The sequence below is a fragment of the Bradyrhizobium sp. Kon69 genome, assembly GCF_055807515.1.
Genome location: NZ_JBVVOS010000012.1, coordinates 37,537 through 63,325 on the forward strand (window position 1 = coordinate 37,537; position 25,789 = coordinate 63,325).

Annotated in this window: 21 protein-coding genes; 11 read left to right on the forward strand and 10 right to left on the reverse strand. The window is 65.7% G+C overall.

Annotated features, from left to right (window positions below; genetic code table 11):
* Positions 1 to 153: 153 nt before the first annotated feature.
* On the reverse strand, positions 154 to 594 hold the full coding sequence (locus AC0L3U_RS17490; RefSeq protein ID WP_456766484.1) for a winged helix-turn-helix transcriptional regulator: 441 nt from the start codon (positions 592 to 594) through the stop codon (positions 154 to 156).
* Between the two features lie 646 nt (positions 595 to 1,240).
* On the opposite strand from AC0L3U_RS17490, the gene AC0L3U_RS17495 reads away from it, so the two are divergent.
* The 3 genes from AC0L3U_RS17495 to AC0L3U_RS17505 all read left to right on the forward strand — a co-directional run bounded on the left by AC0L3U_RS17495 (position 1,241) and on the right by AC0L3U_RS17505 (position 6,752).
* On the forward strand, positions 1,241 to 4,732 hold the full coding sequence (locus tag AC0L3U_RS17495) for a tetratricopeptide repeat protein (protein WP_473362538.1): 3,492 nt from the start codon (positions 1,241 to 1,243) through the stop codon (positions 4,730 to 4,732).
* A gap of 335 nt (positions 4,733 to 5,067) precedes the next feature.
* Positions 5,068 to 5,985: a sulfite exporter TauE/SafE family protein gene (locus AC0L3U_RS17500; RefSeq protein WP_473362539.1), complete on the forward strand. Its 918-nt coding sequence runs from the start codon at positions 5,068 to 5,070 to the stop codon at positions 5,983 to 5,985.
* The gene (locus AC0L3U_RS17505; protein ID WP_473362540.1) at positions 5,982 to 6,752 is read left to right on the forward strand and encodes a TIGR02186 family protein; all 771 of its coding nucleotides are present in this window, start codon (positions 5,982 to 5,984) and stop codon (positions 6,750 to 6,752) included. The genes AC0L3U_RS17500 and AC0L3U_RS17505 overlap by 4 nt, the downstream gene beginning before the upstream one ends.
* A 69-nt stretch (positions 6,753 to 6,821) precedes the next feature.
* On the opposite strand, the gene AC0L3U_RS17510 is transcribed toward AC0L3U_RS17505, so the two are convergent.
* Positions 6,822 to 7,595, reverse strand: a complete 774-nt coding sequence (locus AC0L3U_RS17510) for an MBL fold metallo-hydrolase (protein ID WP_473362541.1) — start codon at positions 7,593 to 7,595, stop codon at positions 6,822 to 6,824.
* Between the two features lie 12 nt (positions 7,596 to 7,607).
* The gene (locus AC0L3U_RS17515) at positions 7,608 to 8,519 is read right to left on the reverse strand and encodes a DMT family transporter (RefSeq protein ID WP_473362542.1); all 912 of its coding nucleotides are present in this window, start codon (positions 8,517 to 8,519) and stop codon (positions 7,608 to 7,610) included.
* Positions 8,520 to 8,618: 99 nt separating this feature from the next.
* Here AC0L3U_RS17515 and AC0L3U_RS17520 point away from each other — a divergent pair, with 99 nt between their 5' ends.
* A complete protein-coding gene (locus tag AC0L3U_RS17520; RefSeq protein ID WP_473294282.1) occupies positions 8,619 to 9,482 on the forward strand; it encodes a LysR family transcriptional regulator in 864 nt (287 codons plus the stop codon).
* Here AC0L3U_RS17520 and pdeM read toward each other — a convergent pair.
* From pdeM to AC0L3U_RS17540, 4 genes are all read right to left on the reverse strand, one after another.
* Positions 9,479 to 10,177 carry a ligase-associated DNA damage response endonuclease PdeM gene (gene pdeM, locus AC0L3U_RS17525; protein WP_473362543.1) on the reverse strand — a complete coding sequence of 233 codons (699 nt, stop codon included), beginning with the start codon at positions 10,175 to 10,177 and terminating at the stop codon, positions 9,479 to 9,481. The genes AC0L3U_RS17520 and pdeM overlap by 4 nt on opposite strands.
* Before the next feature lie 115 nt (positions 10,178 to 10,292).
* Positions 10,293 to 12,857 carry a ligase-associated DNA damage response DEXH box helicase gene (locus AC0L3U_RS17530; protein WP_473362544.1) on the reverse strand — a complete coding sequence of 855 codons (2,565 nt, stop codon included), beginning with the start codon at positions 12,855 to 12,857 and terminating at the stop codon, positions 10,293 to 10,295.
* Positions 12,858 to 13,069: 212 nt separating this feature from the next.
* Positions 13,070 to 14,299, reverse strand: coding sequence for an ABC transporter substrate-binding protein (locus AC0L3U_RS17535; protein WP_473362545.1), 1,230 nt, complete (start codon positions 14,297 to 14,299; stop codon positions 13,070 to 13,072).
* A gap of 114 nt (positions 14,300 to 14,413) precedes the next feature.
* The gene (locus tag AC0L3U_RS17540) at positions 14,414 to 15,340 is read right to left on the reverse strand and encodes a class I SAM-dependent DNA methyltransferase (protein WP_473362546.1); all 927 of its coding nucleotides are present in this window, start codon (positions 15,338 to 15,340) and stop codon (positions 14,414 to 14,416) included.
* A 66-nt stretch (positions 15,341 to 15,406) separates the two neighbouring features.
* On the opposite strand from AC0L3U_RS17540, the gene AC0L3U_RS17545 reads away from it, so the two are divergent.
* The 5 genes from AC0L3U_RS17545 to AC0L3U_RS17565 all read left to right on the forward strand — a co-directional run bounded on the left by AC0L3U_RS17545 (position 15,407) and on the right by AC0L3U_RS17565 (position 20,666).
* On the forward strand, positions 15,407 to 16,444 hold the full coding sequence (locus AC0L3U_RS17545) for a ligase-associated DNA damage response exonuclease (protein WP_473362653.1): 1,038 nt from the start codon (positions 15,407 to 15,409) through the stop codon (positions 16,442 to 16,444).
* Positions 16,441 to 18,099 carry a cisplatin damage response ATP-dependent DNA ligase gene (locus tag AC0L3U_RS17550; protein WP_473362547.1) on the forward strand — a complete coding sequence of 553 codons (1,659 nt, stop codon included), beginning with the start codon at positions 16,441 to 16,443 and terminating at the stop codon, positions 18,097 to 18,099. Before AC0L3U_RS17545 ends, AC0L3U_RS17550 begins: the two co-directional genes overlap by 4 nt.
* Before the next feature lie 121 nt (positions 18,100 to 18,220).
* On the forward strand, positions 18,221 to 18,526 hold the full coding sequence (locus tag AC0L3U_RS17555; RefSeq protein ID WP_473362548.1) for a DUF6460 domain-containing protein: 306 nt from the start codon (positions 18,221 to 18,223) through the stop codon (positions 18,524 to 18,526).
* A 21-nt stretch (positions 18,527 to 18,547) separates the two neighbouring features.
* Positions 18,548 to 19,282: an MBL fold metallo-hydrolase gene (locus tag AC0L3U_RS17560; RefSeq protein WP_473362549.1), complete on the forward strand. Its 735-nt coding sequence runs from the start codon at positions 18,548 to 18,550 to the stop codon at positions 19,280 to 19,282.
* Between the two features lies 1 nt (position 19,283).
* Positions 19,284 to 20,666 carry an MATE family efflux transporter gene (locus AC0L3U_RS17565; protein ID WP_473362550.1) on the forward strand — a complete coding sequence of 461 codons (1,383 nt, stop codon included), beginning with the start codon at positions 19,284 to 19,286 and terminating at the stop codon, positions 20,664 to 20,666.
* A 91-nt stretch (positions 20,667 to 20,757) separates the two neighbouring features.
* On the opposite strand, the gene AC0L3U_RS17570 is transcribed toward AC0L3U_RS17565, so the two are convergent.
* The gene (locus tag AC0L3U_RS17570; protein WP_473362551.1) at positions 20,758 to 21,855 is read right to left on the reverse strand and encodes a quinone-dependent dihydroorotate dehydrogenase; all 1,098 of its coding nucleotides are present in this window, start codon (positions 21,853 to 21,855) and stop codon (positions 20,758 to 20,760) included.
* Complete coding sequence (locus tag AC0L3U_RS17575; RefSeq protein ID WP_027515237.1) at positions 21,852 to 22,196, reverse strand: DUF952 domain-containing protein; 345 nt, start codon at positions 22,194 to 22,196, stop codon at positions 21,852 to 21,854. Before AC0L3U_RS17575 ends, AC0L3U_RS17570 begins: the two co-directional genes overlap by 4 nt.
* A gap of 204 nt (positions 22,197 to 22,400) precedes the next feature.
* Here AC0L3U_RS17575 and AC0L3U_RS17580 point away from each other — a divergent pair, with 204 nt between their 5' ends.
* Positions 22,401 to 23,054 carry a S24 family peptidase gene (locus AC0L3U_RS17580; protein WP_473362552.1) on the forward strand — a complete coding sequence of 218 codons (654 nt, stop codon included), beginning with the start codon at positions 22,401 to 22,403 and terminating at the stop codon, positions 23,052 to 23,054.
* 139 nt (positions 23,055 to 23,193) lie between these two features.
* Positions 23,194 to 23,940 carry a carbonic anhydrase gene (locus tag AC0L3U_RS17585; protein ID WP_473362553.1) on the forward strand — a complete coding sequence of 249 codons (747 nt, stop codon included), beginning with the start codon at positions 23,194 to 23,196 and terminating at the stop codon, positions 23,938 to 23,940.
* Between the two features lie 131 nt (positions 23,941 to 24,071).
* Here AC0L3U_RS17585 and AC0L3U_RS17590 read toward each other — a convergent pair whose 3' ends face one another.
* Positions 24,072 to 25,715 carry a lysine--tRNA ligase gene (locus AC0L3U_RS17590; RefSeq protein ID WP_473362554.1) on the reverse strand — a complete coding sequence of 548 codons (1,644 nt, stop codon included), beginning with the start codon at positions 25,713 to 25,715 and terminating at the stop codon, positions 24,072 to 24,074.
* Positions 25,716 to 25,789: the final 74 nt, after the last annotated feature.

The following is a 25,789-nucleotide window of genomic DNA, read 5'->3' on the forward strand; positions in this document are numbered from 1 at the left end:
CTGTTAGTCTCATTATTGAACTTTTACTGACATGAATGATCGTTGGCAAGCCCTCGTCGCGGCGCCGGCGTGAACCAGAGCGTTTTCGAGCGAAATGGAGGCCGGTTTGCGTGAAGAAAACGCGTCAAACGAGACTCTAGAACCGATAAAGCTCTAGAGGTTGCCGGCCCGAGCCTTCGGCTTGCCCGCGGCGCGCCGGCGCAAGCGAATATCGGCAAGCGTGATCTCGCGCCCAAGGGAGGAGCGGACCTTTATCGGCTCCAGTTCGCTGCCGTCGATGCCGTCAAGCATTCGAATGGGGGGCGGATCGGGCCGGAATAGCCATCGGTCGCCCCATTGGCGAAGTGCGATGATGGTCGCAAAGAGATCCTCGCCCATCTCGGTCAGAACGTACTCGTGCCGCCGCGCTTCCTCGGTGATGGGCCGGCGTTCGAGAATGCCAGAGGCGACGAGTTTCTTCAGGCGGGCGGTCAGTAGATTCCGCGACATCTCCAGCTCCTTCTGGAAATCGTCGAATCGGGTCGTGCCCCCGAAGGCCTGGCGCAGGATCATCAAACTGCCCCAGTCGCCGATGACGTCAACGGAGCGGGCCATGGGGCACTCGTACGAGGCCCAACTTTTCCGCTGCATGGACTGATCTCCTTCGCCGGTGTCGTCTGGGCAGGAATTAAGGCCCGATGCGAGAACCGACAAGGGTGCCACAAACTCCTGCCGCGTGTCCTTGGACGCCGATCGGGATCTAAGTCCAATGCCATTGACGGTTTGGGTACAGCACCTAGCTCGGCAAATTGTCAGTCATTCCGGGCGGCACCTCGCCTTGCTCCGAGCGTTCGGCCAGAAGTTGCTTTCGGCCTCGTACCAGAAGGTGTCCATTTTCCCGCTGGGCTCGCCGGCACCCTCCAGATCTCATAAGCGCGTTTGCGAACTTCTTCTTCGGTCAGACCAGCCATTCTGAGCCATCCTTTGGTCGCTGAAGTTCCGAGCTGCTAGCACCCGGAGAGTTCCTGGCAATGCGAGATTCCGATCGCATCCGACGGGCTGGGGAGCACAGCGCCCCCGTTCCCCGCCGCCCAACTTTAAGACACCGTCAACGGGTTCCTTAACCCGTTATTTACCGTAACAGACAAAAGTCGGTTTTCGAGGCAGACGACCCGCGCCAAATCCGATTGTCTTTCAACCGGCACGCGAGGGGAGACTGGAGGCGCCGGGTGGGGCGCCGGAGTCGGAACCGGACAGAGTCATGAATTCGCGCGTATCGTGGAGTGTTGACGGCATCGATCCATCCGTCCGGGAGCGGGCCGAAGCTGCTGCGCGTCGCGCCGGAATGTCACTCAACGATTGGCTGAACTCCACGCTCGGCGAGACCGCCCCGCCGAACTTTCGCGGACTTTACGACCAGCGTCCGCAAGCCCAGCACGTTCCGAGTCAACTGCCGAACCAAGTTCCGAGTCACGTCCCGAGTCAGGTGCCGAGCCAGGAAAGCCGCGAAGTCGCCGACATCCATCAGCGGCTCGACGCCATCACCCAGCAGATCGAACGGATTTCGAAGCCGGCGCCGCGGCAAGATTCTTCGCGCCAAGATCCTTCGCGACAAGACGCTTCCCGGCCAGACGTCTCGCGCGAGCAGGGCGTTGCGCGCCAGCTCAACGACGCGATCTCACGGCTCGATGCAAGGCTGTCGCAAATTTCGAAGCCGCAGCAGGCTCCGGCACCGCGACAGGCCCCCGTTGAAACGCGCCAGCGCCAGGCCGATGCGGTCGAGCGCGCGGCAGCGCAGGTCTATCGCAGCTCACCGCCCCTGAGCCCCGCTTCGTTCGACGTCGCGGTCGCCGAGATCACGGCACGGCAGAGCGAGCTCGACGGCTTTACACCCAGGCAGATGCCGCCGCGCGCCGCACCCTCGATCGCGCCTGCGGCAGCTGCTTACGCGCCGCCTGCCTACGCTCCGCCGCCACCGCAGCCGGGGCCGGATTTCTCTGCCCTCGAGCGCCATCTGCTCAAGATCACGAGCCAGATCGAGTCGCTGCAGCGCCCTGACAATACCGAACAGGCGATCAACACCTTCCGCAGCGAGCTTGCGGAGATCCGCAATGCCATCACGGAGGCGATGCCGCGCCGCGCGATCGAATCGATCGAGAACGAGATTCGCTCGCTGCATCGGCGCATCGACGAGACCCGCTCCAACGGCACCGACGGTCAGGTCCTGTCCGGTATCGAGCACGCGCTGTCCGAGATCAAGCAGGTGCTCCGCACGCTGACGCCGGCCGAGCAGCTCACCGGCTATGACGAGGCGATCCGCAATCTCGGCGCCAAGCTCGATCTGATCCTGCGCGCCAATGACGATCCCTCGACGGTCCGCCAACTCGAAGGCGCGATTTCGGCGCTGCGCGGCATCGTCTCCAACGTCGCCTCCAACGAAGCGCTGGCCCGGCTCTCGGATGACGTGCAGCTGCTGTCGTCCAAGGTCGACCAGGTCACCCGTGCGTCCGGCCAGGGCGACAGTTTTGCGGTGCTGGAGCAGCGCATCGCGGCGCTCACCGCCGCTCTGGAAACGCGCGAGCGCCCTCAGCCCTCCGAGAGCAGCGAGCAGCTCGAAAGCGCGATCCGCGCCCTGTCCGACCGTTTCGATCGCATGCAGGTCGGCAACGACTCGGCTTCGACCTTTGCCCATCTCGAACAGCGGGTCTCGTATCTGCTGGAGCGGCTCGAGGCCGCCGCCGATCCGCGCAACGGCAATTTCAGCCGCGTCGAGGACGGGTTGCACGACATCCTGCGCCACCTGGAGCGGCAGCAGGCGACCTATTCCGCGCTCGCCGAGAGCCGCAACTCCGCGCCGCCTGCCGATTCCGGCATGGTCGATCTCGTCAAGCGCGAGCTCTCCGACATCCGCTTCAGCCAGGCCGAAACCATCCGGACAACCCAGGATTCGCTGGAGGCCGTCCACAACGCACTTGGCCACGTCGTCGATCGTCTCTCGATGATCGAGGGCGATCTTCGCAATGTGCGCACCGCGCCGCCTGCCGCCTCTGCGCCGCAGCCGATGCCGATGCCGATGCCGATGCCGATGGCCGCTCCCATGGCACCCGCGCCGATGGCGCACGAGCCGCGGCCGCAGCAACAGCAGCACCCGAAATACGATCCGAAGCCCGAGCTGCCCAATCCGGCCGCCGCGCAGGCGGCGCACGCCGCCTTCGCCGCCGCGCCGCGCGAATTCCATGCCGCCGCGCCGGCGGCGCCGGCAGCGCCGCCGCCGATGCCGATGGCGCCGCCGCTTCCGCCACGCGCGATCAGCGAAATCCTGGAGCCGCATACGGCGCCCACGCGCGCCGCGCTTGCGCCCGAACTGCCGCCGGATCATCCGCTCGAGCCGGGTACAAGGCCGGGTGCACGCATCGCCACGCCGTCGGAGCGCATTGCCGCGTCCGAAAGCGCAATCAGCGAAATCCCGGCCGCGCCCAAAGAGCCGGTGTCGTCGTCGAGCTTCATCGCTGCCGCGCGCCGCGCAGCCCAGGCGGCCGCCGCGCAGCCGGAAAAGCCGGCTCGGGGCGCCAAGGCAGGAGCCGATCGTTCCAAGGACAAGGGCAAGGCCAGCGACAAGGACGGCGGTTCGACCATCACCTCGAAGATCCGCTCGCTGCTGGTCGGCGCGAGCGTGGTCGTGATCGTGCTCGGCACCTTCAAGATGGCGATGAACCTGCTCGATGGCAGCAGCCCGTCGCCGTCGCCGCAGGCGATGGAGAATTCGTCGCCCGCACCCGCGCCGCAGGCACCGCCGCCGGTCGAGAACAAGCCCACCACGCCCGAGCAGGTCACGCCCTCGATGACCTCGCCGACGCCGATCGGAAAGCAGTCGCAGAACAATGCCGCGCCGGGGTCCGTGACGAGCCCGAGCGGCACCGCTTCGGTCGAAATCCCGCAAACCGCGGCGCCAACCCCGCCTGCGGCCTCCAACGACGTCACCGGCGCGCTGTCGGGCACGAGCCGCGCGAAACTCGCGATGATCCAGGTGCCGCCGGGCGAAAAGCTGCCTGACGGCATCGGTGGCCCCGCCTTGCGCACCGCGGCGATCAAGGGCGATGCGACCGCGGCCTACGAGATCGGCGTGCGCTTTGCCGAGGGCAAGGGCGTGGCCGCGAATTACGACGAAGCCGCCAAATGGTACGACCGTGCGGCGCAGGCCGGCGTGGTGCCCGCGACCTTCCGCCTCGGGACGCTCTACGAAAAGGGTCTCGGCGTGAAGAAGGACGCCGACATCGCCCGCCGCTACTACACGCAAGCCGCCGAGCGCGGCAACGCCAAGGCGATGCACAATCTCGCGGTGCTCGATGCCGACGGCGGCGGACGCGGCGCCAATTACAAGAGCGCGGCACTGTGGTTCCGGAAGGCCGCCGATCGCGGCGTCGCCGACAGCCAGTTCAACCTCGGCATCCTCTATGCCCGCGGCATCGGGGTGGAGCAGAACCTCGCCGAGTCCTACAAATGGTTCACCCTCGCCGCCGCCCAGGGCGACGCGGACGCAGCAACCAAGCGCGATGACGTCGCCAAGCGTCTCGACCCGCAGTCGCTCGCGGCCGCCAAGCTCGCGATCCAGACCTTCAGCGCCGAGCCGCAGCCCGACGACGCCGTCAATGTTGCGGCCCCGAACGGCGGCTGGGACAGCGCCCCGCAGGCCAACGCGAAGCCTGCGCCGAAGCCGGTTGCCGCCAAGCGCGCGGCCTCGGCGGTGCGCTGAGAGCGGTCGCTCAATCGTCTCTGACGAAAAATCTCGACTGGTCGTCCTGGCGAAAGCCAGGACCCATTACCACGAGCAGCCGTTGTTGAAGGACGCTGTGGCCACAGCCTGCCGCGATAACGACCAGTCGGGATAATGGGTCCTGGCTTTCGCCAGGACGACATTGGAGGAGCCACGGCGCCTCGATCACCCTCCTCACCGCAGCCATTCACCACGCCCGAAATTCCTGGTCCCGCCCGCCGCCGAATTCCGCTATTGAGGGACGCGGCAATCGTTCTGCCCTCCTGCGAGCATTCCGCGCAATCGATCCGTCTCGCGGGAAGCGTGGTCTCTCGATGCAGCTCTATCTCCCGATCGCCGATCTTCCGGTCAACATCTTCCTCGTGCTGGCGATGGGCGCCGCGGTCGGCTTCGTCTCCGGCATGTTCGGAATCGGCGGCGGCTTCCTGATGACGCCGCTTTTGATCTTCATCGGCATCACGCCGGCGGTCGCGGTCGCCTCCGTCGCGAGCCACATCGCCGCTTCGTCCTTTTCCGGCGCGCTCGCCTATTGGCGGCGCCGCGCCATCGACCCCGCGCTGGCGAGCGTGCTGTTGTGCGGCGGCGTCACCGGGACGGCGCTGGGCGTGTGGACCTTCACGCAGCTGCGCGCGCTCGGCCAGCTCGATCTGATGATCGCACTGTCCTATGTCGTGCTGCTCACCACCGTCGGCAGCCTGATGTTCTCCGAAGGCCTGCGTGCCCTGATGCGGACCCGCCGCGGCGCGCTGGCGCCACGACGCACGCATAACTGGATTCACGGCCTGCCGCTGAAGATGCGGTTCAAGCGCTCCAAGATCTACCTCTCGGTCATTCCGGTGGTGATCGTCGGCATCCTGATCGGCTTCATCGGCGCCATCATGGGCATCGGCGGCGGCTTCATCCTGGTGCCGATCATGATCTATCTGCTGCGGGTGCCGACCTCGACGGTGATCGGCACCTCGATGGTCCTGACGCTGGTCACGATGCTGTTCGCGACCTTGCTTCATGCGGTGACCAATCATTTGGTCGACGCCGTGCTGGCGCTGATCCTGATGGTCGGCGGCGTCACCGGCGCCCAATTCGGCGCCCGCGCCGGCCAGAAGATCCGCGGCGAGCAGTTGCGGCTGCTGCTCGGCCTGCTGATCCTCTCGGTCGGTGTTCGCTTCGCGATCGAGCTGGTGATCCGGCCCGAAGACCTCTTCACCATCCGCGAGCTGGGAGTGAACGGATGATGCGCGCAGCTCTCGCGGTCCTGCTCGTTGTGCTGCTCGGCTCCGCCGCACGCGCCGAGCGGCTGATCGTGTCGGTCTCCAACCATCGCGTCACGGTGACGCCGAACTATTCCGGCGAGGAGCTGGTGCTGTTCGGCTCGGTCGAGAAGGACGCCTCCACGCCCGTCGATCGCAAGAGCTACGATCTCGTCGTCACCGTGATGGGCCCGCGCGCCGACATGGTGACGCGGCGCAAGGAGCGCACCTTCGGGATCTGGATCAACACCGACTACCGCCAGTTCCTGGAGGTGCCGAGCTATCTCGCATTGTTCGCCAACCGCTCCTTCGATGTCATCACCTCGCCCGAGATCGCGCGGCGCCAGCAGATCGGGCTCAACAACGTGCTGCTGACGCAACGCGTCAGCGGCGACTATGCCGACGTGGTGCCGAACGACGCGTTCCGCTCCGCCTTCATCCGCCTGCGAACCCAGCGCGGTCTCTACCGCGAGGATCCGAGCGCGGTGACGTTCCTGACACCGACCTTGTTCCGCACCGGCATTCCCCTGCCGGCGGAGGTGCCGATCGGCACCTATGAGGTCGAGATCAAGCTGTTTGCCGACGGCGCGTTCATCGGCAAGACCGAGACCGCGTTCGAGATCGTCAAGGTCGGCTTCGAGCAGTTCGTCGCCACCACCGCGCGGCAGAACGGGCTGATCTACGGCCTCGTCACCGCTGCCATGGCGCTGATGACGGGCTGGATGGCGTCGATCGTGTTTCGGAAGGATTGACCTTCGTCATTGCGAGCGCAGGCGCCCTCCCCGAGTCGTCCTGGCGAAAGCCAGGACGACACTGGGGGGCTACGGCGCCTGCACCACCGTCGGCACGCCGGGCTCCAGCAATCGCAACCGCGTCCCGAAGCCCAGCACGTCGAAGGTCTTGCGCAGATCCTCGCTGTTCTGGCGGAAATGCGCCCAACCTTCCGTGTGCACCGGCACGATCATCGCATCGGGGAAGGCGCGTGCAGTCTCGATGGTGTCGTTGGTGTCCATGGTGAGATGGAACGGCCCGCGCGTTTGCGCGGCGCCGGCGAAAGGCATCACCACGCCGCATTTGAAGCGGCGCGCGACCTCGGCGACGCCGTCGAACCAGGTGGTGTCGCCGCTGATGTAGACCGAGGTGGTGTCTTTCCGGCTTGACGACACCACGAAGCCGATGACATCGCCTGACAGCGGCTCGATGCCGGCCGGGCCGTGACGCGCCGGCGTGGCGGTGATCGTCAGTGAGTTGCCGTCACGATCTTTCAGATGCGCCGTGCCCCACGGCGCGAGGCCTTCGACATGGCCGCCGAGGCGCTTGGCGCCGGCCTCGGTCGTCAGCGCGCGCGGCGCTTTAAGCAGATAGTCGCGGCCGGAATTGTCGAGATTGTCCGAATGCTGGTCGTGGCTGAGCAGCACGGCATCGATCGGGCCGATCGCATCGGCCTTGAGCGCAGGGCCGATCGTCTTCTCCAGCTTAACGTGCGGCAGTTGATAGGCGCCGGGCGCATCGAAAGTCGGGTCAGTGAGCAGGCGAAAGCCATCGATCTCGATCAGCGCAGTGGGACCGCCGATCAGGGTGATGGAAATGGGCATGATGGGCTCCTCTTACGAGACGGATTTGGCGGGCCGCGTCACCAGGTAGATGCCGAGTGCGACCGGGATGATTCCGAGCAGATCGCGCGCCTCGACATGCTCGCCGAGCACGAGATACGCGAACAGCATGCCGAGCGGCGGCATCAGGAAATGATAGGCACTGGCTGCCGTCGCGCCACACACTTTCAGGAGATGAAACCAGAGCCAGTAGGCGAGGATCGAGCCGCCGAGCACGAGGAAGGCAAAGGCGCCGATCAGGCCCGGCGTGAAGTCGATGGCATGAACATCGGCGAAGGTCAGCGCCACCGGCGTCAGCACGATGCCGGCGGCAAGATTCTGCACGCCGTTGCCGATCCACAGGCTGCCCTTCGGCGCGAGCAGCTTGAACAGGATGGTGCCAGCGACGAGGGAGGCGAGCGAGGCCAGCGTGAACACGATCCCGTGCAGCGAGTCGGTGCCGACCGACAGGCGGTGCCAGACGATCAGGGTCACGCCGATGATGCCGAGCAGGAGACCGCTCGCCTTGCGCCACGTCATGCCTTCGCCGAGCAGCAGCGCGGCGAGGCCCGCCGTGAACACCGGATTGGCCGACACGATCAGCCCGCCGAGGCCGGCGGAGACCGATTGCAGACCGGTGTAGCCGAGCCCGAGATAGAGCGCGTTGTTGGCGACGCCGAGCACGGCGAAGATCGCGGCATCGCGCCAGGACAGCGACCAGTCGTCGCCGCGGACCAGCGTGGCACCGAGGATCAGGATGCCGGCGAGCGAGAAGCGCGCGGCGAGCAGGATCAGCGGCGGGCAATGGGTCACGCCGATCTTGCCGGCGACGAAGGCGTAGCTCCAGAGCAGGCAGAACAGGCCGATCGCCAGCGGGAGCGTGTTGAAGCGGCTGCGGGGAACGGCGAGCGAGGGGGTGAGCGACATGAGCGACATTCTCCTGAGCCCTCGATCTAGGGAGCCGGCTTGTCATTTGGAAATTAAATGATTAACTCCCAATCAGTGGATTTTTGAATGGAGGCGGCCATGCTCGATCTGGAGCTCCTGCGCAGCTTCGTGTCGGTGGTCGATGCCGGCGGCTTCACCCGCGCCGGCGAGCGCGTCCATCGGACGCAATCGACCGTCAGCCAGCAGATCAAGCGGCTGGAGGAGGATGTCGGCCAAGTCCTGCTGCATCGCGACGGCAAGGATTTGCGCCCCACCGAAGCCGGCGAACGGCTGCTGTCCTATGCGCGGCGGCTGTTGTCGCTTGCGGAAGAGGCGCGCGACGTGCTGCGCCAGCCTGACGGCGAAGGTGCGATCCGGCTCGGCATTCCCGAGGATTTTGCGGCGTATCAACTGGCAAAGCTGCTGGGGACGTTCTCGCGTTCGCATCCGGGCCTGCGGCTCGATGTGCGCGCCGACCAGAGCAAGAATCTGGCCCGCGATCTCGAACGCGGCGAGCTCGATCTGGCGCTGTTCAAGCGCGAGGCCGGCGCGAAGGGCGCGATCGCGGTGTGGCCGGAGCAGGTGCACTGGGTCACCAGCAAGAGCCATCCGATCCACGCCGATGTCGCCTCCGTGCCGCTGATCGGCTTTCCGCTCGGCTGCCTCTACCGCGCCGGCGCCATCCACGCGCTGGAAAGCGCGGGCCGCATTTGGCACATGTCCTATACCTCGTCGAGCCTCGCCGGCATCCAGGCCGCGGTCGCCGCCGGCATGGGCTTGAGCATCCTGTCGGAGATGGCGATCCAGTCCGACCACCGCGTGCTGACCGCAAAGGACGGCTTCGCGCCAATCAACCGGACGGAAGTCGCGTTGATGGCCGCGCCGGGCGCAAGTCCCGCGACGCTGCGGCTGGCGGATCGGCTGGCGGAGTTCTGCGACGATGTGCAGGCGAAAGCGGCTTAGCTGCACCTTGACGCCGCAATTGCATGGACGCGGCGGTCGCCGAGCAGATGCGCGACAAAGCCATTCTTTGGAAAGATTTTTGCAAACGCCACGTCGCGGATGCTGAGGCCGCCGGCATAGGCGCCGAAGGCGGGCATCACGGCGCGCATCCCGTCGCAGGCGAAGCAGCGGCGCTCCATCGAGCGGCCGCGCGCGGAGACGCGGGCCTTGGGATGGAGATGGCCGGCGATCTCGCCGCTCGCGCCGGTCGGCTCGTGGCGGAAGGTGATCGCGCCGATCGCGACTTCGTCGGCGACGGTGCCGCCGAGATCGCGCGGCAGCGCCGGATCGTGATTGCCCGAGATCCAGATCCAATCACGGCCGGCCTGCAAGGCGGCGACCGCATCGCGATCCTCCGCCGACAGCCGTCCATGCGCGGTGCGATCATGAAAACTGTCGCCGAGCGCAATGACGATGCGCGGATCATGGCGGGAGATGACAGCAGCGAGACGACTGAGCGTCGCGATGGTGTCGTAAGGCGGCAGCAGCACGCCGCGCATGGCGAAGCTGGAACCTTTTTCCAGATGCAGGTCGGAGACGACGAGCAGGCGCTGCTCTTCCCAGAACAGGGCGCCGGACAGATCGGCATGGAACGGAATACCTAGGACGTCAACGCTGCGCGTCGTTGTAACCGAAATTGCCACTTGCTCCGTCATGGCCGGGCTTGTCCCGGCCATCCACGTTCTTGCCGCAGCAACAAAAACGTGGATGCCCGGGTCAAGCCCGGGCATGACGGTGTGGATGGATCAGCGCGCCTCACTGGAAAATTCTCTATCCCATCGCCTCTTTGACCAGCTCGTCGGCGGCTTCGGCCAGGAGCTCGTCTCCAGCTTCGCCATAAACTGACTCGCGGCCGATTTCCAGCATCACGGGGACCGCGAGCGGGGAGACACGGTCGAGTTCCCGATGCGTGATGCGGCCCTGGATGCGGGTGAGCATGTCGCTGAGGCGGCGCAGATCGAGCAGGCCGGTGGCGGCATCGGCGCGCGCGGCGCGCAACAGTACGTGGTCGGCCTGGTGCTTGCGCAGCACATCGTAGACCAGATCGGTCGAGAACAGCACCTGGCGGCGGCTCTTCTCCTCGCCGGTGTGCCGGCGCGCGATCAGGCCGGAGATGATCGCGCAATTGCGGAACGTGCGCTTCATCAGCGCGGATTCGGCAAGCCACGCCTCGAGGTCGTCGCCGAGCATGTCGGGGTCGAACAGCGTGTCGAGGTCGATCCTGCCGTCCCGGATCATGGAGGACATGTCGCCAAGCGCCCAGACCGCGATCGCATATTCATTGGCGACGAAGCCGAGCGGCCGGGCGCGGGCGCGCTCCAGCCGCCGCGTCAAGAGCATGCCGAGCGTCTGGTGCGCGAGACGGCCTTCGAAGGGGTAGCAGACGATGTAATGCTTGTTGGCGCGGGGAAAACTCTCGACCAGCAGCTCGCGCACTTCAGGCACGCGGGAGACGTCCTTTTGCAGCGACAGCCAGTCGCGCACCTGCTCCGGGAGGGCGACCCAGGCGCGCCCGTCATCGAGCAGGCGGCGAACCCGTTCGGCAAGATAGGTCGAGAGCGGAAACTTGCCGCCCATATAGGACGGCACTTTCGGGTCCTTGTCGTTGGCGCGCGAGACGTAGACCTGGTCCTCGACCAGGGTCTCGTAGCGCACCACCTCGCCTGAGAACACGAAGGTGTCGCCGGGGCTGAGGCCCTCGATGAAGGCTTCCTCGATCTCGCCGAGCAGCCTGCCGCCGCGCGCGATCACGCCCGTCGATCCCGCACCTCCTCCGCGCGATCGCACCAGCCGCACCTTCAGCATGTCGTCCTCGACGATGGTGCCGACATTCATGCGATAGCTCTGCCGCACCTTCGGATTGGCGACGCGCCAGCGCCCCTCCTTGTCCTGCTTGATGCGCGCGAAGCGCTCATAGGTCTTCAGCGCGTAACCGCCGGAGGCGACGAAATCGACCACGTCGTCGAAATCCTGCCGGGTGAGATCGGCGTAAGGTGCCGCGGTGCGCACTTCACCGTAAAGCTCGTCGGAGAAAAACGGTTCGCCGCAGGCGCAGCCGAGCACATGCTGGGCCAGCACGTCGAGTGCACCGATCCGCAGCGGCGGCGTGTCCTGCGCATTCTCCGCGATGGCGTCGATCGCGACGCGGCACTCCAGCACCTCGAAGCGGTTCGCCGGCACCAGCACCGCGCGCGAGGCTTCGTCAAGGCGGTGGTTGGCGCGGCCGATACGCTGCATCAGGCGCGAGGAGCCCTTGGGCGCGCCGATATTGACGACGAGATCGACATCGCCCCAGTCGACGCCGAGATCGAGCGAGGAGGTACAGACCACGCCACGCAGTTTGCCCGCCGACATCGCGTCCTCGACCTTGCGGCGCTGGGCGACGTCGAGCGAGCCGTGATGCAGCGCGATGGCAAGGTTGTCGTCGTTCATGCTCCAGAGGTTCTGGAACAGCATCTCGGCCTGGCTGCGGGTGTTGACGAAGACAAGCGTGGTCTTGTTGGCCTTGATCAGCTCGTAGATCTCGGGAAGCGCATGACGCGCGCTGTGGCCGGCCCAGGGCAGGCGTTCGCGCGTGTCCATCATCTCGACCAGCGGCGGCGCCGCGCCGCCGGCAATGACGATGTCGGCCGCCGCTTCCTTGCCGCCGGGCTGCGGCACCAGGAAGCGCGCCAGCGATTCCGGCTCGGCTACGGTCGCCGACAGGCCGATGGCGCGCATCTGCGGCGCCAATCGCCACAGCCGCGCCAGCCCAAGGGACAGCAAATCGCCGCGCTTGGACGTCACCAGCGCATGCAGCTCGTCGAGCACGATGCGCTTCAGCGAGGAGAACAGGAATGGCGCATCATCGGAGGACAGCAGCAGCGCGAGTTGTTCGGGCGTCGTCAGCAAAATGTCCGGCGGATAGCGCCGCTGCCGCTGCCGCCGCGATGTCGGTGTATCACCGGTACGGGTCTCGATCTTGATCGGTAGTCCCATCTCGGCGACGGGGCGCTCGAGGTTGCGCGCGATATCGACGGCGAGCGCCTTGAGCGGCGAGATGTAGAGGGTGTGCAGGCCGCCGCTGCGTTGCAGACTGCGGCCGGTGGAGATCACCGATTTCGCCGAAGCTTTGGGCGCAGAACTCAGCTCCACCAGCGTCGGCAAAAATCCCGCCAGCGTCTTGCCGGCGCCGGTGGGCGCGATCAGCAGTGCGGACCGGTCCTCGCGCGCTTTCTCCAGCAGCGCCAATTGATGCGTGCGCGGCGACCAGCCGCGGGCCGCGAACCACGCCTGGAAGTGGTCGGGCAACAGCGCGGCAGGCTCGGCCGGAGATTTGCGGATGCGGGGCGGCACGGCATCACAGGTAAGCCGTGGGGGTGGGTTCGTCGAGGGGGCTTACTTCGCCTCTCCCCGCGTGCGGGGAGAGGCCGGAATGCGCGCGTAGCGCGGATTCCGGGTGAGGGGGAGCCTCCGCGAGTCCAACTGCCTCCGCCCCCGGGGAGGCTCCCCCTCACCCTACCCTCTCCCCGCACGCGGGGAGAGGGGAAGAGACAGCGGTGCGCCCCCTACTCCGACATCGGCTTGTCGGAGATGTCCCAGTCCTTGCCGGTGAAGGTGGAGATGAAGAGCGTCTTCATCGGCGTGTAATCGTCAGGCGTGTAGTCGTAGGTGACGCCGTCGAGGAAATAAGGCGAGTGGAAGCCTTTGAGGTTGGAGGCCTGCTTCAGCACGTTGGCGCGGGTGAGCTCGTCGCCGCAGCGGCGCAGGATCTCGCCCATCGTGACGGCCTGGCCGTAGCCGGCGAAGGCGATGGTGTTGTCCTGATCGATCGCGGGCGTGTACTTCTTGCGCAGCTCCTCGAACGCCATCACGTCGGGGTCCTTCTCCCATTTGGGCAGGCCGACTTCCTTGTTGTAGCGGATGGCGACGATGCCGGCGGCGTTCTCGAGGCCCGCGGCATTGAGGATCGAGCGGCCGGTCGAGCCGGCCGACAGCAGCTGCAGCGGCTTCCAGCCGAGCTCGGCCACTTTCCGGATCGACTGCGACGACGCCTTGCCGGTGGAGATGTTATAGAAGACGTCCGCACCGGACTTCGAGAGGTTGATGAGCTGGGAATCGACGGTCGGATCGGTGAGATCGTAGGTCTGCTCCATGATCACCTTGGCGGTGCCGCCGGCATCTTCCAGAACTTTCTTGAAGGGGCCGAGGAAATCGCGGCCGAAATCGTCGTTCTGGTAGAGGATACCGACCTTCGCGTTCGGCTTCACGCTGACGACGTGCCGCGCCAGGATGCGCGCCTCGGTCGGATAGAGCGGCAGGCCCGCCATGGTCCATTTGAACTCTTTCGGGTTATTCCACTTCGACGCGCCGGTGTTGAGCAGAAGCTGCGGCACGCCCTTCGAGTTCAGGTATTTGTGCACGGCGGTCTGCGGCGCGGTGCCGAGCGAGCCGTAGAGCGCGAGCACCTCCTCCTGCTCGACCAGGCGCCGCGTCGCCTCGACGCATTTCGGCGCGCTGTAGGCATCGTCCATGGTGAGGAATTTGACCTTGCGTCCGTTGATGCCGCCCTTCTCGTTCAGCATCTGGAAATAGGCTTCGCCGATGCGCCCGAGCACGCCGTAGAGCGAGCCGGGGCCGGAATGCGGCACGGTCTGCCCGATCTTGATCTCGGTGTCGCTGGCGCCGGAATCGTATTTCTTCTCCGCGGCCCAAACATAGGGCGCGGGCAAGGTGGATGCCGCGATGGTGGCGAGCGCGGCGGCGCTGAAATCGCGCCGCGATGGATTCTTCGTCATTATTCGTTTCTCCCTGGTGCGCGCATTGTGCTGGCATCGCCGCACGGCTCGCAAGTAGGAAGTCACGGCTTTGCGACGCAATGACGCTTAAAGCGCCGCATATAGCGCCTAGACTCAAGTTTTCTCGGCGACCACGACGAGGCCGCGCACCGGCTCGTTGTTCTCGGTGCGTGGCGAGGCCTGCTCCAATGTGAGGAGCTTGAGGCCGGCCTTCGCCATCGCATCGCGCACATATTCCGCCGAATGGGCATAGCGCAGGCCTTCGCCGAGGACGATGCCGCTGCCGTCATGTGTCTCCAGCGTGAACGCGAGCACGCCGCCGGGCGCGAGCACGCGCCTGGCTTCACTGAGCACCGGGGCGAGATCGGGCAGATAGACGAACGCATCGGCCGCGACGACGAGGTTTGCACTCGCCTCGCTCCTGCTGCGGAGGCCTTCGATCATGTCGGCGACTTCGAGCTCGGCATAGAGGCCGGTGGCGCGCGCCTCCTTGACCATGCCGGGCGACAGATCGATGCCGATGAACTGGTCGACCTGTTTTGCGAAGGCGGCGGCCGCGAGCCCCGTCCCGCAGCCGAGATCGATGGCGCGCTTGAACAGGGCGGGCTTCTTCGCGGCGACGCGGGCAGCCACTACCGCCTTGAAGATCAGCGACGGCGCGCGATAGCCGAGATCGTTGATCAGCACGTGTTCGAAGCGCGGCGCGTATTGATCGAACAAGGCCTGCACATAGGCCTTTGGCATCTCGGACAATTGCGCATCGCCGAGGCGGATCAGATGCAGATGAGCGCCATGCTGATCGCTTGGGTCGGACTCGCGCGATTTGCGAAAGGCCGCAATCGCCTTGTCGCGCTCGCCGAGTTGCGCGCGGATCTCGCCGAGCGTGAACCAGGCCGAAGTAAAATTCGGCGCAAGCTCGATGGTCTGCTCCAGCAGGTCGGCGGCGGCGGCCAGATCGCCCTTGAGCTGGAGGTCGCGCGCGAACTCGAAGCGGCGGTCGGCCATGAGATCGCCGGAGGTCAGGAACAGGCGCAGGGGCATTTGGGGGAACCAGGGAACGAAGCGGTGATGACTCGAAGATGCGGGGTCGCAACCTATATAACAGGCATGCGTCCGCAAGACATCCTGCTGCCAGTTGCTGCCGGCCTATGCTGCAAGCCCGGCGGCTTCCATATCGACCCTGTCCGCCCGGTCGAGCGGGCCGTGATCACCCACGGCCATTCCGACCATGCCCGCGCCGGCCATGGCGCAGTGCTGGCGACGCAGGAAACGCTGGACATGATGCGGCTGCGCTATGGCGAGAATTTTGCCGGCTCCACGCAAGCGATCCGCTATGGCGAGGAGATCCGGCTCGGCGATGTCAGCGTGAAGTTTCACCCGGCCGGCCATGTGCTCGGTTCGGCGCAGGTCGCGGTCAGCTGCAAGGACACCTGCATCGTCGCCTCCGGCGACTACAAGGATGCACCCGACCCGACCTGCACGCCGTTCGAGCTGGTCTCCTGCGACGTCTTCATCACCGAGGCGACGTTCGGTCTGCCGGTGTTTCGCCATGGCGATGCGGCCGACGAGGTCAAGAAGCTGCTGGCTTCGGTCGCGCTGTTTCCGGAGCGCGCGCATCTCGTCGGCGCCTATTCGCTCGGCAAGGCGCAACGCGTGATCGCGCTGCTGCGCCAAGCCGGCTACGACGCGCCGATCTATCTGCATGGCGCGATGGAGAAGATCACGCATTACTATCAGAGCCGCGGGATCGAGCTCGGTGAGTTGCGGCCGGTGAAGGGCGTCAAGAAGGCGGCGCTTGCCGGCACCATCACGCTGGCGCCGCCCTCAGCGACGTCCGATCTCTGGACCCGGCGGTTTCCCGATCCCGTCACGGCATTCGCCTCCGGCTGGATGCGGGTGCGCGCCCGCGCGCGGCAACGCGGCATCGAGCTGCCGCTGGTGATCTCGGATCACGCCGATTGGGACGGCCTCACCGCCACGATCGCCGCGACCGGCGCCGGCGAGATCTGGGTCACCCACGGCCAGGAAGACGCGTTGGTGCACTGGTGCCAAAGCAAGGGTTTGCGGGCTCGGCCGCTCGATCTGGTCGGCTATGGCGACGAGGAGGAGACCGAGACGCCGCTCGCTGACGAGGCCGAAGCATGAACCGCTTCGCCGAACTTCTCGACCGCCTCGCCTACGAGCCCGGCCGCAACAACAAGCTGCGGCTGATCACGAGCTATTTTCGCGAGGTTTCCGACCCTGATCGCGGCTACGCGCTGGCCGCGCTGACCGGCGCGCTGAGCTTCAAGCACGCCAAACCTTCTCTGCTGCGCGATCTTATCGCCCAGCGAACTGACCCGGTCTTGTTCGGCCTATCCTGGGACTATGTGGGCGATCTCTCCGAGACGATCGCGCTGATGTGGCCGAAGGCCGTGGGTGTCCACAACAACCCACCGCCCCCGACGCTCACCGAGGTCGTCACCACGCTGCGCACGCTCGGCAAGACGGAGCTGCCGAAGCAGCTCGAACGCTGGCTCGACGAGCTGGACGAGACCGGCCGCTGGGCGTTGTTGAAGCTCGTCACTGGCGCTTTGCGCATCGGCATCTCCGCGCGCCTGGCCAAGACCGCGGCCGCGGCGCTCGGTGACAAGGACCCGCATGAGGTCGAGCTGATCTGGCCCGGTCTCGCGCCGCCCTATCTCGACCTGTTCGCCTGGCTGGAAGGCCGCGGCGACAAGCCGGTCAATCGCGATCCCGCGCCGTTCCGCCCCGTGATGCTGGCGCACGCGATCGAAGACGCCGATTTCGCCGCGCTCGACCCCGCCGACTACATCGCCGAATGGAAATGGGACGGCATCCGCGTGCAGGCGGTCGCCGGCCGCGACGAGCACGGCCACATCACGGCGCGGCTCTATTCGCGCACCGGAGAGGACATCACCGGCAGCTTTCCGGACCTGGTCCCGTCCTTGCGGCTACCAGGCGCCATCGACGGCGAGCTTCTGATCCTGCGCGAAGGGCGCGTGCAGAGTTTCAATGTTCTGCAACAGCGGCTCAACCGCAAGGTCGTGTCTCCGAAGCTGATCAAGGAGTTTCCGATTCATCTGCGCGCCTACGATCTGCTCGGCGACGACGAGAATGATTTGCGCGAGCTACAGTTCGCGGAGCGCCGCGAACGGCTGGAGACCTTCATCGGCAAGCTCGACGATTCCCGCATCGATCTCTCGCCCACCGTCGCCTTCGCAAGCTGGGAGGCGCTGACCGCCGCACGCGCCGATCCCGCGAGCGCCGGTGCGGGCGAAGACGCGGACGCCGTCGAAGGCGTGATGCTGAAGCGGCGCGATGCACCCTATCTGCCGGGACGTCCGAAGGGACAGTGGTGGAAGTGGAAGCGCGATCCGCACATCATCGACGCCGTGCTGATGTATGCGCAGCGCGGCCACGGCAAACGCTCGTCCTACTATTCCGACTACACCTTCGGCGTCTGGACCGCAGGCGCGGGCAGTGACGAACTGGTGCCAGTCGGAAAAGCCTATTTCGGCTTCACCGACGAGGAGCTGCTCCAGATCGACCGCTTCGTGCGTCGCAATACCACCGAAAAATTCGGCCCCGTCCGCCACGTCGTGCACGAGCCGGACAAGGGGCTGGTGCTGGAGGTCGCCTTCGAGGGGCTGCAGCGTTCGCCGCGACACAAATCCGGCGTCGCGATGCGCTTCCCCCGCATCAGCCGGCTGCGCTGGGACAAGCCGCCGCGGGAAGCCGACCGGCTGGAAACGCTGGAAAAGATGCTGAAAGCGGAGGCGGCGGAGATTGAGGCTTAAGAAGCCCCGGGCGTGTGCTTGCCCGAATTAAAATCCCGTAAGCCGATTGACGCACCGTTGCGGGTTCCCCATGTCCCCCGCCGTGCCCTATACTGGGGCCGAATCCGCTGAGGAGTTTGAGATGGTCCAAGACGTCAGAGATTTGCCGGCCGGCCGCAGTGACGGCCTGCACCGCTTTCTCGGCGGCTCGCCGCTGGCGGTCGCGTTTCGCCTGGTGCTGCTCTCGATCCTCGTCGGCGTCGTGCTGGCGGCGATCGGTTTCGATCCCTGGAATATCATCTACAGCATTCGCCTCTTGTTCCAGCGCTTGTGGGATCTCGGCTTCGATACCGTGAACTGGCTGTGGCGCTATTTCCTGCTCGGCGCAGTCATCGTGATCCCGATCTGGCTGCTAATGCGTGTTTTCGGCACGCCGCGCGGCCGGTAAGGTTTTGGAGGTCCGCAGCCGATGCAATTGCGCTTTGTCGGCTGCGGCGACGCCTTCGGATCGGGCGGCAGGCTCAACACCTGCTTCCACGTCTCGGGGCGCGAGGCCAACTTCCTGATCGATTGCGGCGCGTCGGCTTTGCCGGCGCTGAAGCGGCTCGAGATCGACCGCAATGAGATCGATCTCATCCTGATCACGCATTTCCACGGCGACCATTTTGCCGGGCTGCCGTTTGTTCTGCTCGACGCGCAGTTCTCGCGGCGGACGCGGCCGCTCACGATCGCCGGCCCCAAAGGCATCGAGATGCGGCTGCGTGCGGTGATGGAGGCTCTGTTCGAGCATTCCTCGAAGACGAAACAGCGCTTCGAGCAGACGGTCATCGAGCTCGCGCCCGAGCAGAGCCAAAGCTTCGGCGCGGTGACGGTGATGCCCTATCCCGTCGTGCACGGCGAATCCGGCGGACCGTTCCTCGCCTATCGCATCGAAGCGGAAGGCCGCACGCTGGCCTACAGCGCCGATACCGAATGGACGGAGGCGCTCATTCCGCTGGCGCATGGCGCGGACCTTTTCATCGCCGAAGCCTATATGTACGAGAGGGTGGTCAAGAATCACCTCAGCCTGAAGACCTTGGAACAGCATCTTCCCGAAATCGGCGCAAAACGCCTCGTGCTCACCCATATGAGCGAAGACGTGCTGTCGCGCCTCGACGACATCGCCCATCTCGCCGCCGAAGACGGCATGGTGCTCGTGTTCTGACATGCACGCACCCGTTCACTTGAAGATCGGTTCCCGTCAGGTCTTCGCCATCGCAGGCCCCGCGATGGTCGCGAACCTCACCACGCCGCTGATCGGTGTGGTCTCGACCACCGCGATCGGACGGCTGGACGATGCCGCGCTGCTCGGCGGCGTCGCCATCGCGTCCGTCATCTTCGATTGCCTGTTCTGGCTATTCGGCTTCCTGCGCATGAGCACGCTCGCCTTCACGGCGCAGGCGCTCGGCGCCGGCGAGACGCGCGAGCTGACCGCGATCCTGGTGCGCGGCTTCATCGTCGCGGGCCTGATCGGCGTAGCCCTGATCGCGCTGCAACTGCCGCTGGCGGCAATACTGTTCGACCTGATGGGCGGCAGCGAAGGCGTTACGCGCGCGGCGAAAACCTACTTCGTGATCCGGATCTGGTCGGCGCCGCTCGCGCTCGCCAACTACGTCATCCTCGGCTGGCTGGTCGGCCAGGCCCGCGCCAATCCGGCGCTCGCGCTCCAGGTCGTCATCAATGTCGTAAACGCGGCGGCGACGATCCTGCTGGTGCTGGTCTACGACACCGGCATCGCGGGTGCTGCGATCGCCGCACTGCTGTCTGAAGCGGCCGGATTCGGGCTCGGCATGATCGTCTGCCGCCGCTATGCGGACGGCGGGTTCGCGGTGCCATACGCAGAGCTGTTCGACCGGGCCAAGCTGATGCGGCTGCTGGCGGTGAATTCCGACATCCTGATCCGCACCGCGGCGCTGATCGCCGTGTTTCTGTTTTTCACCGCCAAGGGCGCGCGGGCCGGCGACGTCACGCTGGCCGCCAATTCCGTGCTCAACAATTTTCTGCTGGTCAGCGCCTTCTTCCTCGATGGTCTGGCCAACGCAGCCCAGCAGCTTTGCGGCCGTACGCTCGGCGCACGCGACGCCAGGGGATTTGCGGATTCGACCCGGCTGGTGCTGCTATGGGGGCTCGGCTTCGCGCTGGTCGTGTCCGCGCTGTTCGCGCTGTTCGGGCCGAACTTGATCGATGTCATGACGGCGAGCGAAGCCGTCCGTCGCGGCGCCCGGGAATTCCTGCCGTTCGTCGTGCTTGCGCCCATTCCCGGCGTGTTCGCCTTCGGCTTCGACGGCATCTATATCGGCGCGACCTGGGCGCGCGAGATGCGCAATCTGATGCTGGCTTCGCTCGCGATCTTCCTCGCCACATGGTGGGCGCTGCAATCGTTCGGCAATGCCGGGCTGTGGAGCGCGCTGATCGCCTCCTACGTCTCGCGCGGCGGCTTGCAGGCCGCGCGCTATCCGGCGCTGTACAGGAAGACGTTTCTTTCTTCTCCTTCTCCCCGCTTGCGGGGAGAAGGTCGGGATGAGGGGGAGTCTCGGCAGGAACGGTGAGAGTGGGACTCGCGGAGAGTGCCCCTCACCCGGATTGCATCTTCGATGCAATCCGACCTCTCCCCGCAAGCGGGGCGAGGTGAAGAAAACCCTACATCCCCGGCCAGGCTTCCGCCGTCAGCGTGGCGGCGTCGGAGCCGACGATCTCGGAGAGAGAATCCCGCCCGGTGCGCAATAGGGTCGAGGTGAGGTCGCGCTTGATCTCGTCGACGAGGCCGAGGCCCTTGTAGACCAGCGAGGAATAGAGCTGGATCAGGCTCGCGCCAGCGCGGATTTTCGTCAGCGCGGCACCGCCCGAGTCCACGCCGCCGACGCCGATCAGGGGGAATGCGCCCTCGACGCGCACATAGGTCTCGGCGACCATCCGCGTCGACAGTCGGAACAGCGGCCGGCCGGACAGGCCGCCCTGCTCCTTGGCGCGCATCTCCTCGCGCAGCGTGCTCGGCCGCGCGATCGTGGTGTTCGACACGATCATGCCGTCGACCCGTCGCGAGCGCGCGACCTGGACGACGTCGTCGAGCTGGGCGAGGCTCAGATCCGGCGCGATCTTGAGCAGCACCGGCGTGTCGCCGGCGCTCTCGCGCACCCGCTGACGCGCGTCGATCACCCTGGCGAGGAGATCGTCGAGCAGCGCGCCTTCCTGCAGATTGCGCAGGCCCGGCGTGTTCGGCGAGGAGACGTTGACGGTGAAATAGCTCGCGACCGGCGCAAAGGTCTCGATCAGCTTGACGTAATCGTTGACCCGATCGGGCGAATCCTTGTTGGCGCCGACATTGACGCCGACGATGCCGCCGTGCTGCGCGCGCGCCGCGAGCCGGCGCAGGGCGGTCTCCGCGCCGTCATTGTTGAAACCCATGCGGTTGATCACGGCCTCGTCGCGCTCCAGACGAAACAGCCGCGGCCGCGGATTGCCGCTTTGCGGTTTCGGCGTCACCGAGCCGATCTCGATGAAGCCGAAGCCGAGCCGCAGCAGCGCATCCGGCACTTCGGCGCTCTTGTCGAAACCCGCGGCCATGCCGATCGGATTGGGGAAGTTGAGCCCGAACGCACGCACCGCAAGCTTGGGATCGTCAGCGTGCGGCTTGCCCGGCGGCAGGAAGCGCAGGCCCTGGATCGCGAGGCGATGCGCATCCTCCGGATCGAGCCAACGCAACACCGGCAGCGAGAGAGCGTCGAAAGCGCGGATCACGGGGCAAGCTCCGGAACGTCGTGGCCGCCGTCGGAGCGCGTGTTGAGGTTGATCACCGCAAGCACAGCGCCGAGATCGAGCTCGCCATAGAGATGCGGAAACAGCTCCTCATTGCGCGAACGCTCCCAGCGCAATGCGCTGCCGAGCGCATCGCCGTCGACCTCGACCAGGAACAGCGCGCGCTGCCCGACATAATGCTTCTGCAGGGTCTCGGGAACCTGGGCGGCGGTCGAGAAATGGATGAATCCGTCGCGCGAATCGTCCGCGCTGCCGCGGTAGACACCCTGCCGTTCCGCCTCACGCCAGGCCGAGGCCGGACAGATTTTGTAGATCTTGACCACCGCTTACGCAGTCCTGTTTGCCCGTGGAGACAGCTCTTTGAGTCTCCTGGGGATTTTCGTCTCTCGTGGGTCGTTAAATCCCGGGCGGGACCGTAAAGGCCACCCCTGCCGAACTCAAGACTTAGACGCCGCCTCTTGCACCGAAAACGGAAAACCGATTGATTTGAGGATAGTTTTCCTGAGTTGCGACGGGCTGGACCTTCCATGGTCAAGCAGGCCAAAGCGCAGAGGATGCTCACCCACGACCAGATCTGGGGCGCGCTGGATCGGCTGGCGGCGCATGCCGGCCTGTCGCCGTCCGGCCTCGCCAAGCGCGCCGGGCTCGATCCCACCACCTTCAACAAGTCCAAGCGCGTCACCTCCGATGGCCGCGAGCGCTGGCCCTCGACCGAATCGATCGCGAAAGCGCTGGCGGCCGCAGATTCGTCGATCGACATTTTTGCAAGGCTGGTCGCCGACGAGGCAGGCGGCGGCCGCTCGGTGCCGCTGCTCGGCTTCGCGCTGGCCGGCGCGAGCGGCGCCTTCGACGAGTCCGGCTTTCCCACCGGCAAGGGCTGGACCAAGTTTGCCCTTCCCGACGTCGAGGGCAACCACAGCTTCGCGCTGCAGATTTCCGGCGAAGCGCTTGCGCCCGCCTATCGCGACGGCGACATCATCCTGGTCGCCCCCGGCGCGCCGATCCGCAAAGGGGATCGCGTGGTGGTGAGGACCAAGGCGGGCGAGGTGACGGTGACGACGCTGAAGCGCCGCACGGCAAAAGCTCTGGAGTTGCAGCCGCTCGATACCTCTCAGGCCGAACGCAGGATGGCGGCGAGCGAGGTCGGCTGGATCGCGCGGATCGTGTGGGCGAGCCAGTGATCGCGTCTCGCCTGGCGTCGTGACCGGGCGATGACGTCAGCCGCGCCGCATTCGCCGCGGGCAGCCTTGCGACTCATCATCTCTCTCGCATAGGTTGCCGCCACTCATTGCCGTGCAAATTCATGTCAGGGGGAATATGATGAATCGCCGTCACGCATTGAAGGCCCTCGCGGGTCTTGCGCTTTGTCCGCTCTGCAAGCCGGCCTTCGCCGCCGAAGGTGCGCATTGGAGCTACGAAGGCGCCGGCGCCAAATGGGGCGATCTCGACGCGGCCAACAAGGCCTGCGCGGTCGGCCTGCAACAATCGCCGATCGACATCGAGGCGACGGTCAAATCGCAATTGCCCGCGCTGAAGCTGAACTGGGGCAAGAGCGCCGACACCATCGTCAACAACGGGCACACGATCCAGCTCAACTTCACCGAGGGCAGCACGCTCACGCTCGGCGATGTCAAATACAAGCTGCTCCAGGTGCATTTCCACCGGCCGAGCGAGCACATGATCGGCGGCAAGAATTTTCCGATGGAGGCACATTTCGTCCATCGCAACGAGGCCGGCGGGCTCGCCGTGGTCGGCGTGCTGATGGCCGAGGGCAGGCCGAACCCGGCCTTCGGCAAGATCGTCAAGACCATGCCGGCCGCGGAAGGCCCCGCCGTGAAGGCAGATACGACCATCGATCCCCACGCCATGCTGCCCACGAAGCTCAGCTACTTCCGCTATCCCGGCTCGCTGACGACGCCACCCTGCTCAGAAGTGGTCGAATGGCTGCTGCTGACCAACCCGATCCAGGTGTCGGCCACCGATGTCGCCGCGTTCGCAAAGCTCTATCCGATGAACGCGCGCCCGGTGCAGAAGGACAACCGTCGCTACGTGCTGCGGTCGATCTGAGCGGGGGCTGAAGGTTGTAGCCCGGATGAGCGAAGCGACATCCGGGGTTTTTGCTAGCTAGCCGCACCGACGGTCCCGGATATCGCTTCGCTCATCCGGGCTACGAGGTCGCTAGAACGGAAGTTGTCGCGTCACGCACTCCGCGCCAGCGCGCCGTCGATCATCTTCACTGCGTTCTGCACGCCATACACCGCGACAAAGGAGCCGAAGCGCGGGCCCTTTTCCTGGCCGAGCAGCACCTGGTAGAGCATGTTGAACCAGTCGAGTGTCACGCCGGGACGGCCGTCCTTGCCCTTCTTGACCTGGTCGAGGAACGGCTCGCGGCGGCCGATCTCGTAGACGACGTTCTGGATGTCCTCGGCCGAGGCGTCTTGCGGCAGCTGCGATAATGCATCCCGCAAATCCTGCAGCGCCGCGCGCTCGGTCTCGGTCGGTTCGCGGAACGTCTTCGTCGGCGCGACGAAGTCGCGATAATAATTGATGGCATAGCCGACCATCGCATCGAGCTTGGGATGCGTCTGCGGGCTCACGCCGGGCCGATAGCGGCCAATGAAACCCCACAGCGTCTCGGCGTTCTCCGCATTCGACGACGACACCAGCGTCAGCAAGAGCTGGAACGTGACGGGCATGTCGAACTTCGGCGGATGGCCGCTGTGGACATGCCAGACCGGATTGCCGAGCTGCTGCTTGGCGTCCTGCTTGGCAAAGCCGTCGATGAACTGCTGGTAGTCGTCGACATTGCGCGGGATGACGTCGAAATACAGCCGCTTGGCCGCCTTCGGCTCGCGGTACATGAACAGCGACAGCGATTCCGGCGAGGCGTAGCGCAGCCATTCGTCGATGGTCAGCCCATTGCCCTTCGACTTCGAGATCTTCTGGCCCTTGTCGTCGAGGAAGAGCTCGTAGTTGAAGCCCTCCGGCGGCGTGGCACCGAGCGCCCTCGCGATCGCACCGGAGAGTTTGACCGAGTCGATCAGATCCTTGCCCGCCATCTCGTAATCGACGCCGAGCGCGACCCAGCGCATCGCCCAGTCGGCCTTCCATTGGCACTTGACGTTGCCGCCGGTGACCGGCGTCTCGACTTCCTGGTTGGTATCGGGATCGAGATAGGTCACCGTGCCGGCCGCTACGTCGCGGCGGATCATCGGCACCTGCAGCACGACACCCGTGGTCTTGCTGATGGGGAGGAACGGCGAATAGGTCGCGCGGCGATCGGGTCCGAGCGTCGGCAGGATGATCGCCATCACCTTGTCGTAGGCCGCGAGCATTTTAAGCAGCGTCGCGTCGAAACGGCCGGACGTATAATAGTCGGTCGAGCTCGCAAATTCGTAGTCGAAGCCGAAATGATCGAGGAAGGCGCGCAGCCGCGCATTGTTGTGGTGCCCGAACGACGGGTACTCGTTGGAGAACGGATCCGGCACGCGCGTCAGCGGCTTGCCGAGATGCGCGGCCAGCATCTCCTTGTTGGGGACGTTGTCGGGCACTTTCCGAAACCCGTCCATGTCGTCGGAGAACGCGAGCAGGCGCGTCTTGATCTTGTTCTCGGTCAGCACATGAAATGCGTGCCGCACCATCGAGGTGCGCGCGACCTCGCCGAAGGTGCCGATATGCGGCAGGCCTGATGGCCCATAGCCGGTCTCGAACAGCACCTCGTCCTTCGGGCTTTTCTTCAGCCGCGCGACAATGGCCTTCGCCTGCTCGAACGGCCAGGCGTTGGATTGTTCGGCGAGCGCACGCAGATCGCTCGGGTTCGCGGCAAGATCGACAACGGACATCTAAGGGCCTCCGGGGCGCGGAAAATAGCGATTTCCAGGCAGAATGCAATTTTGCGGGGTACTGCCACCGCGCC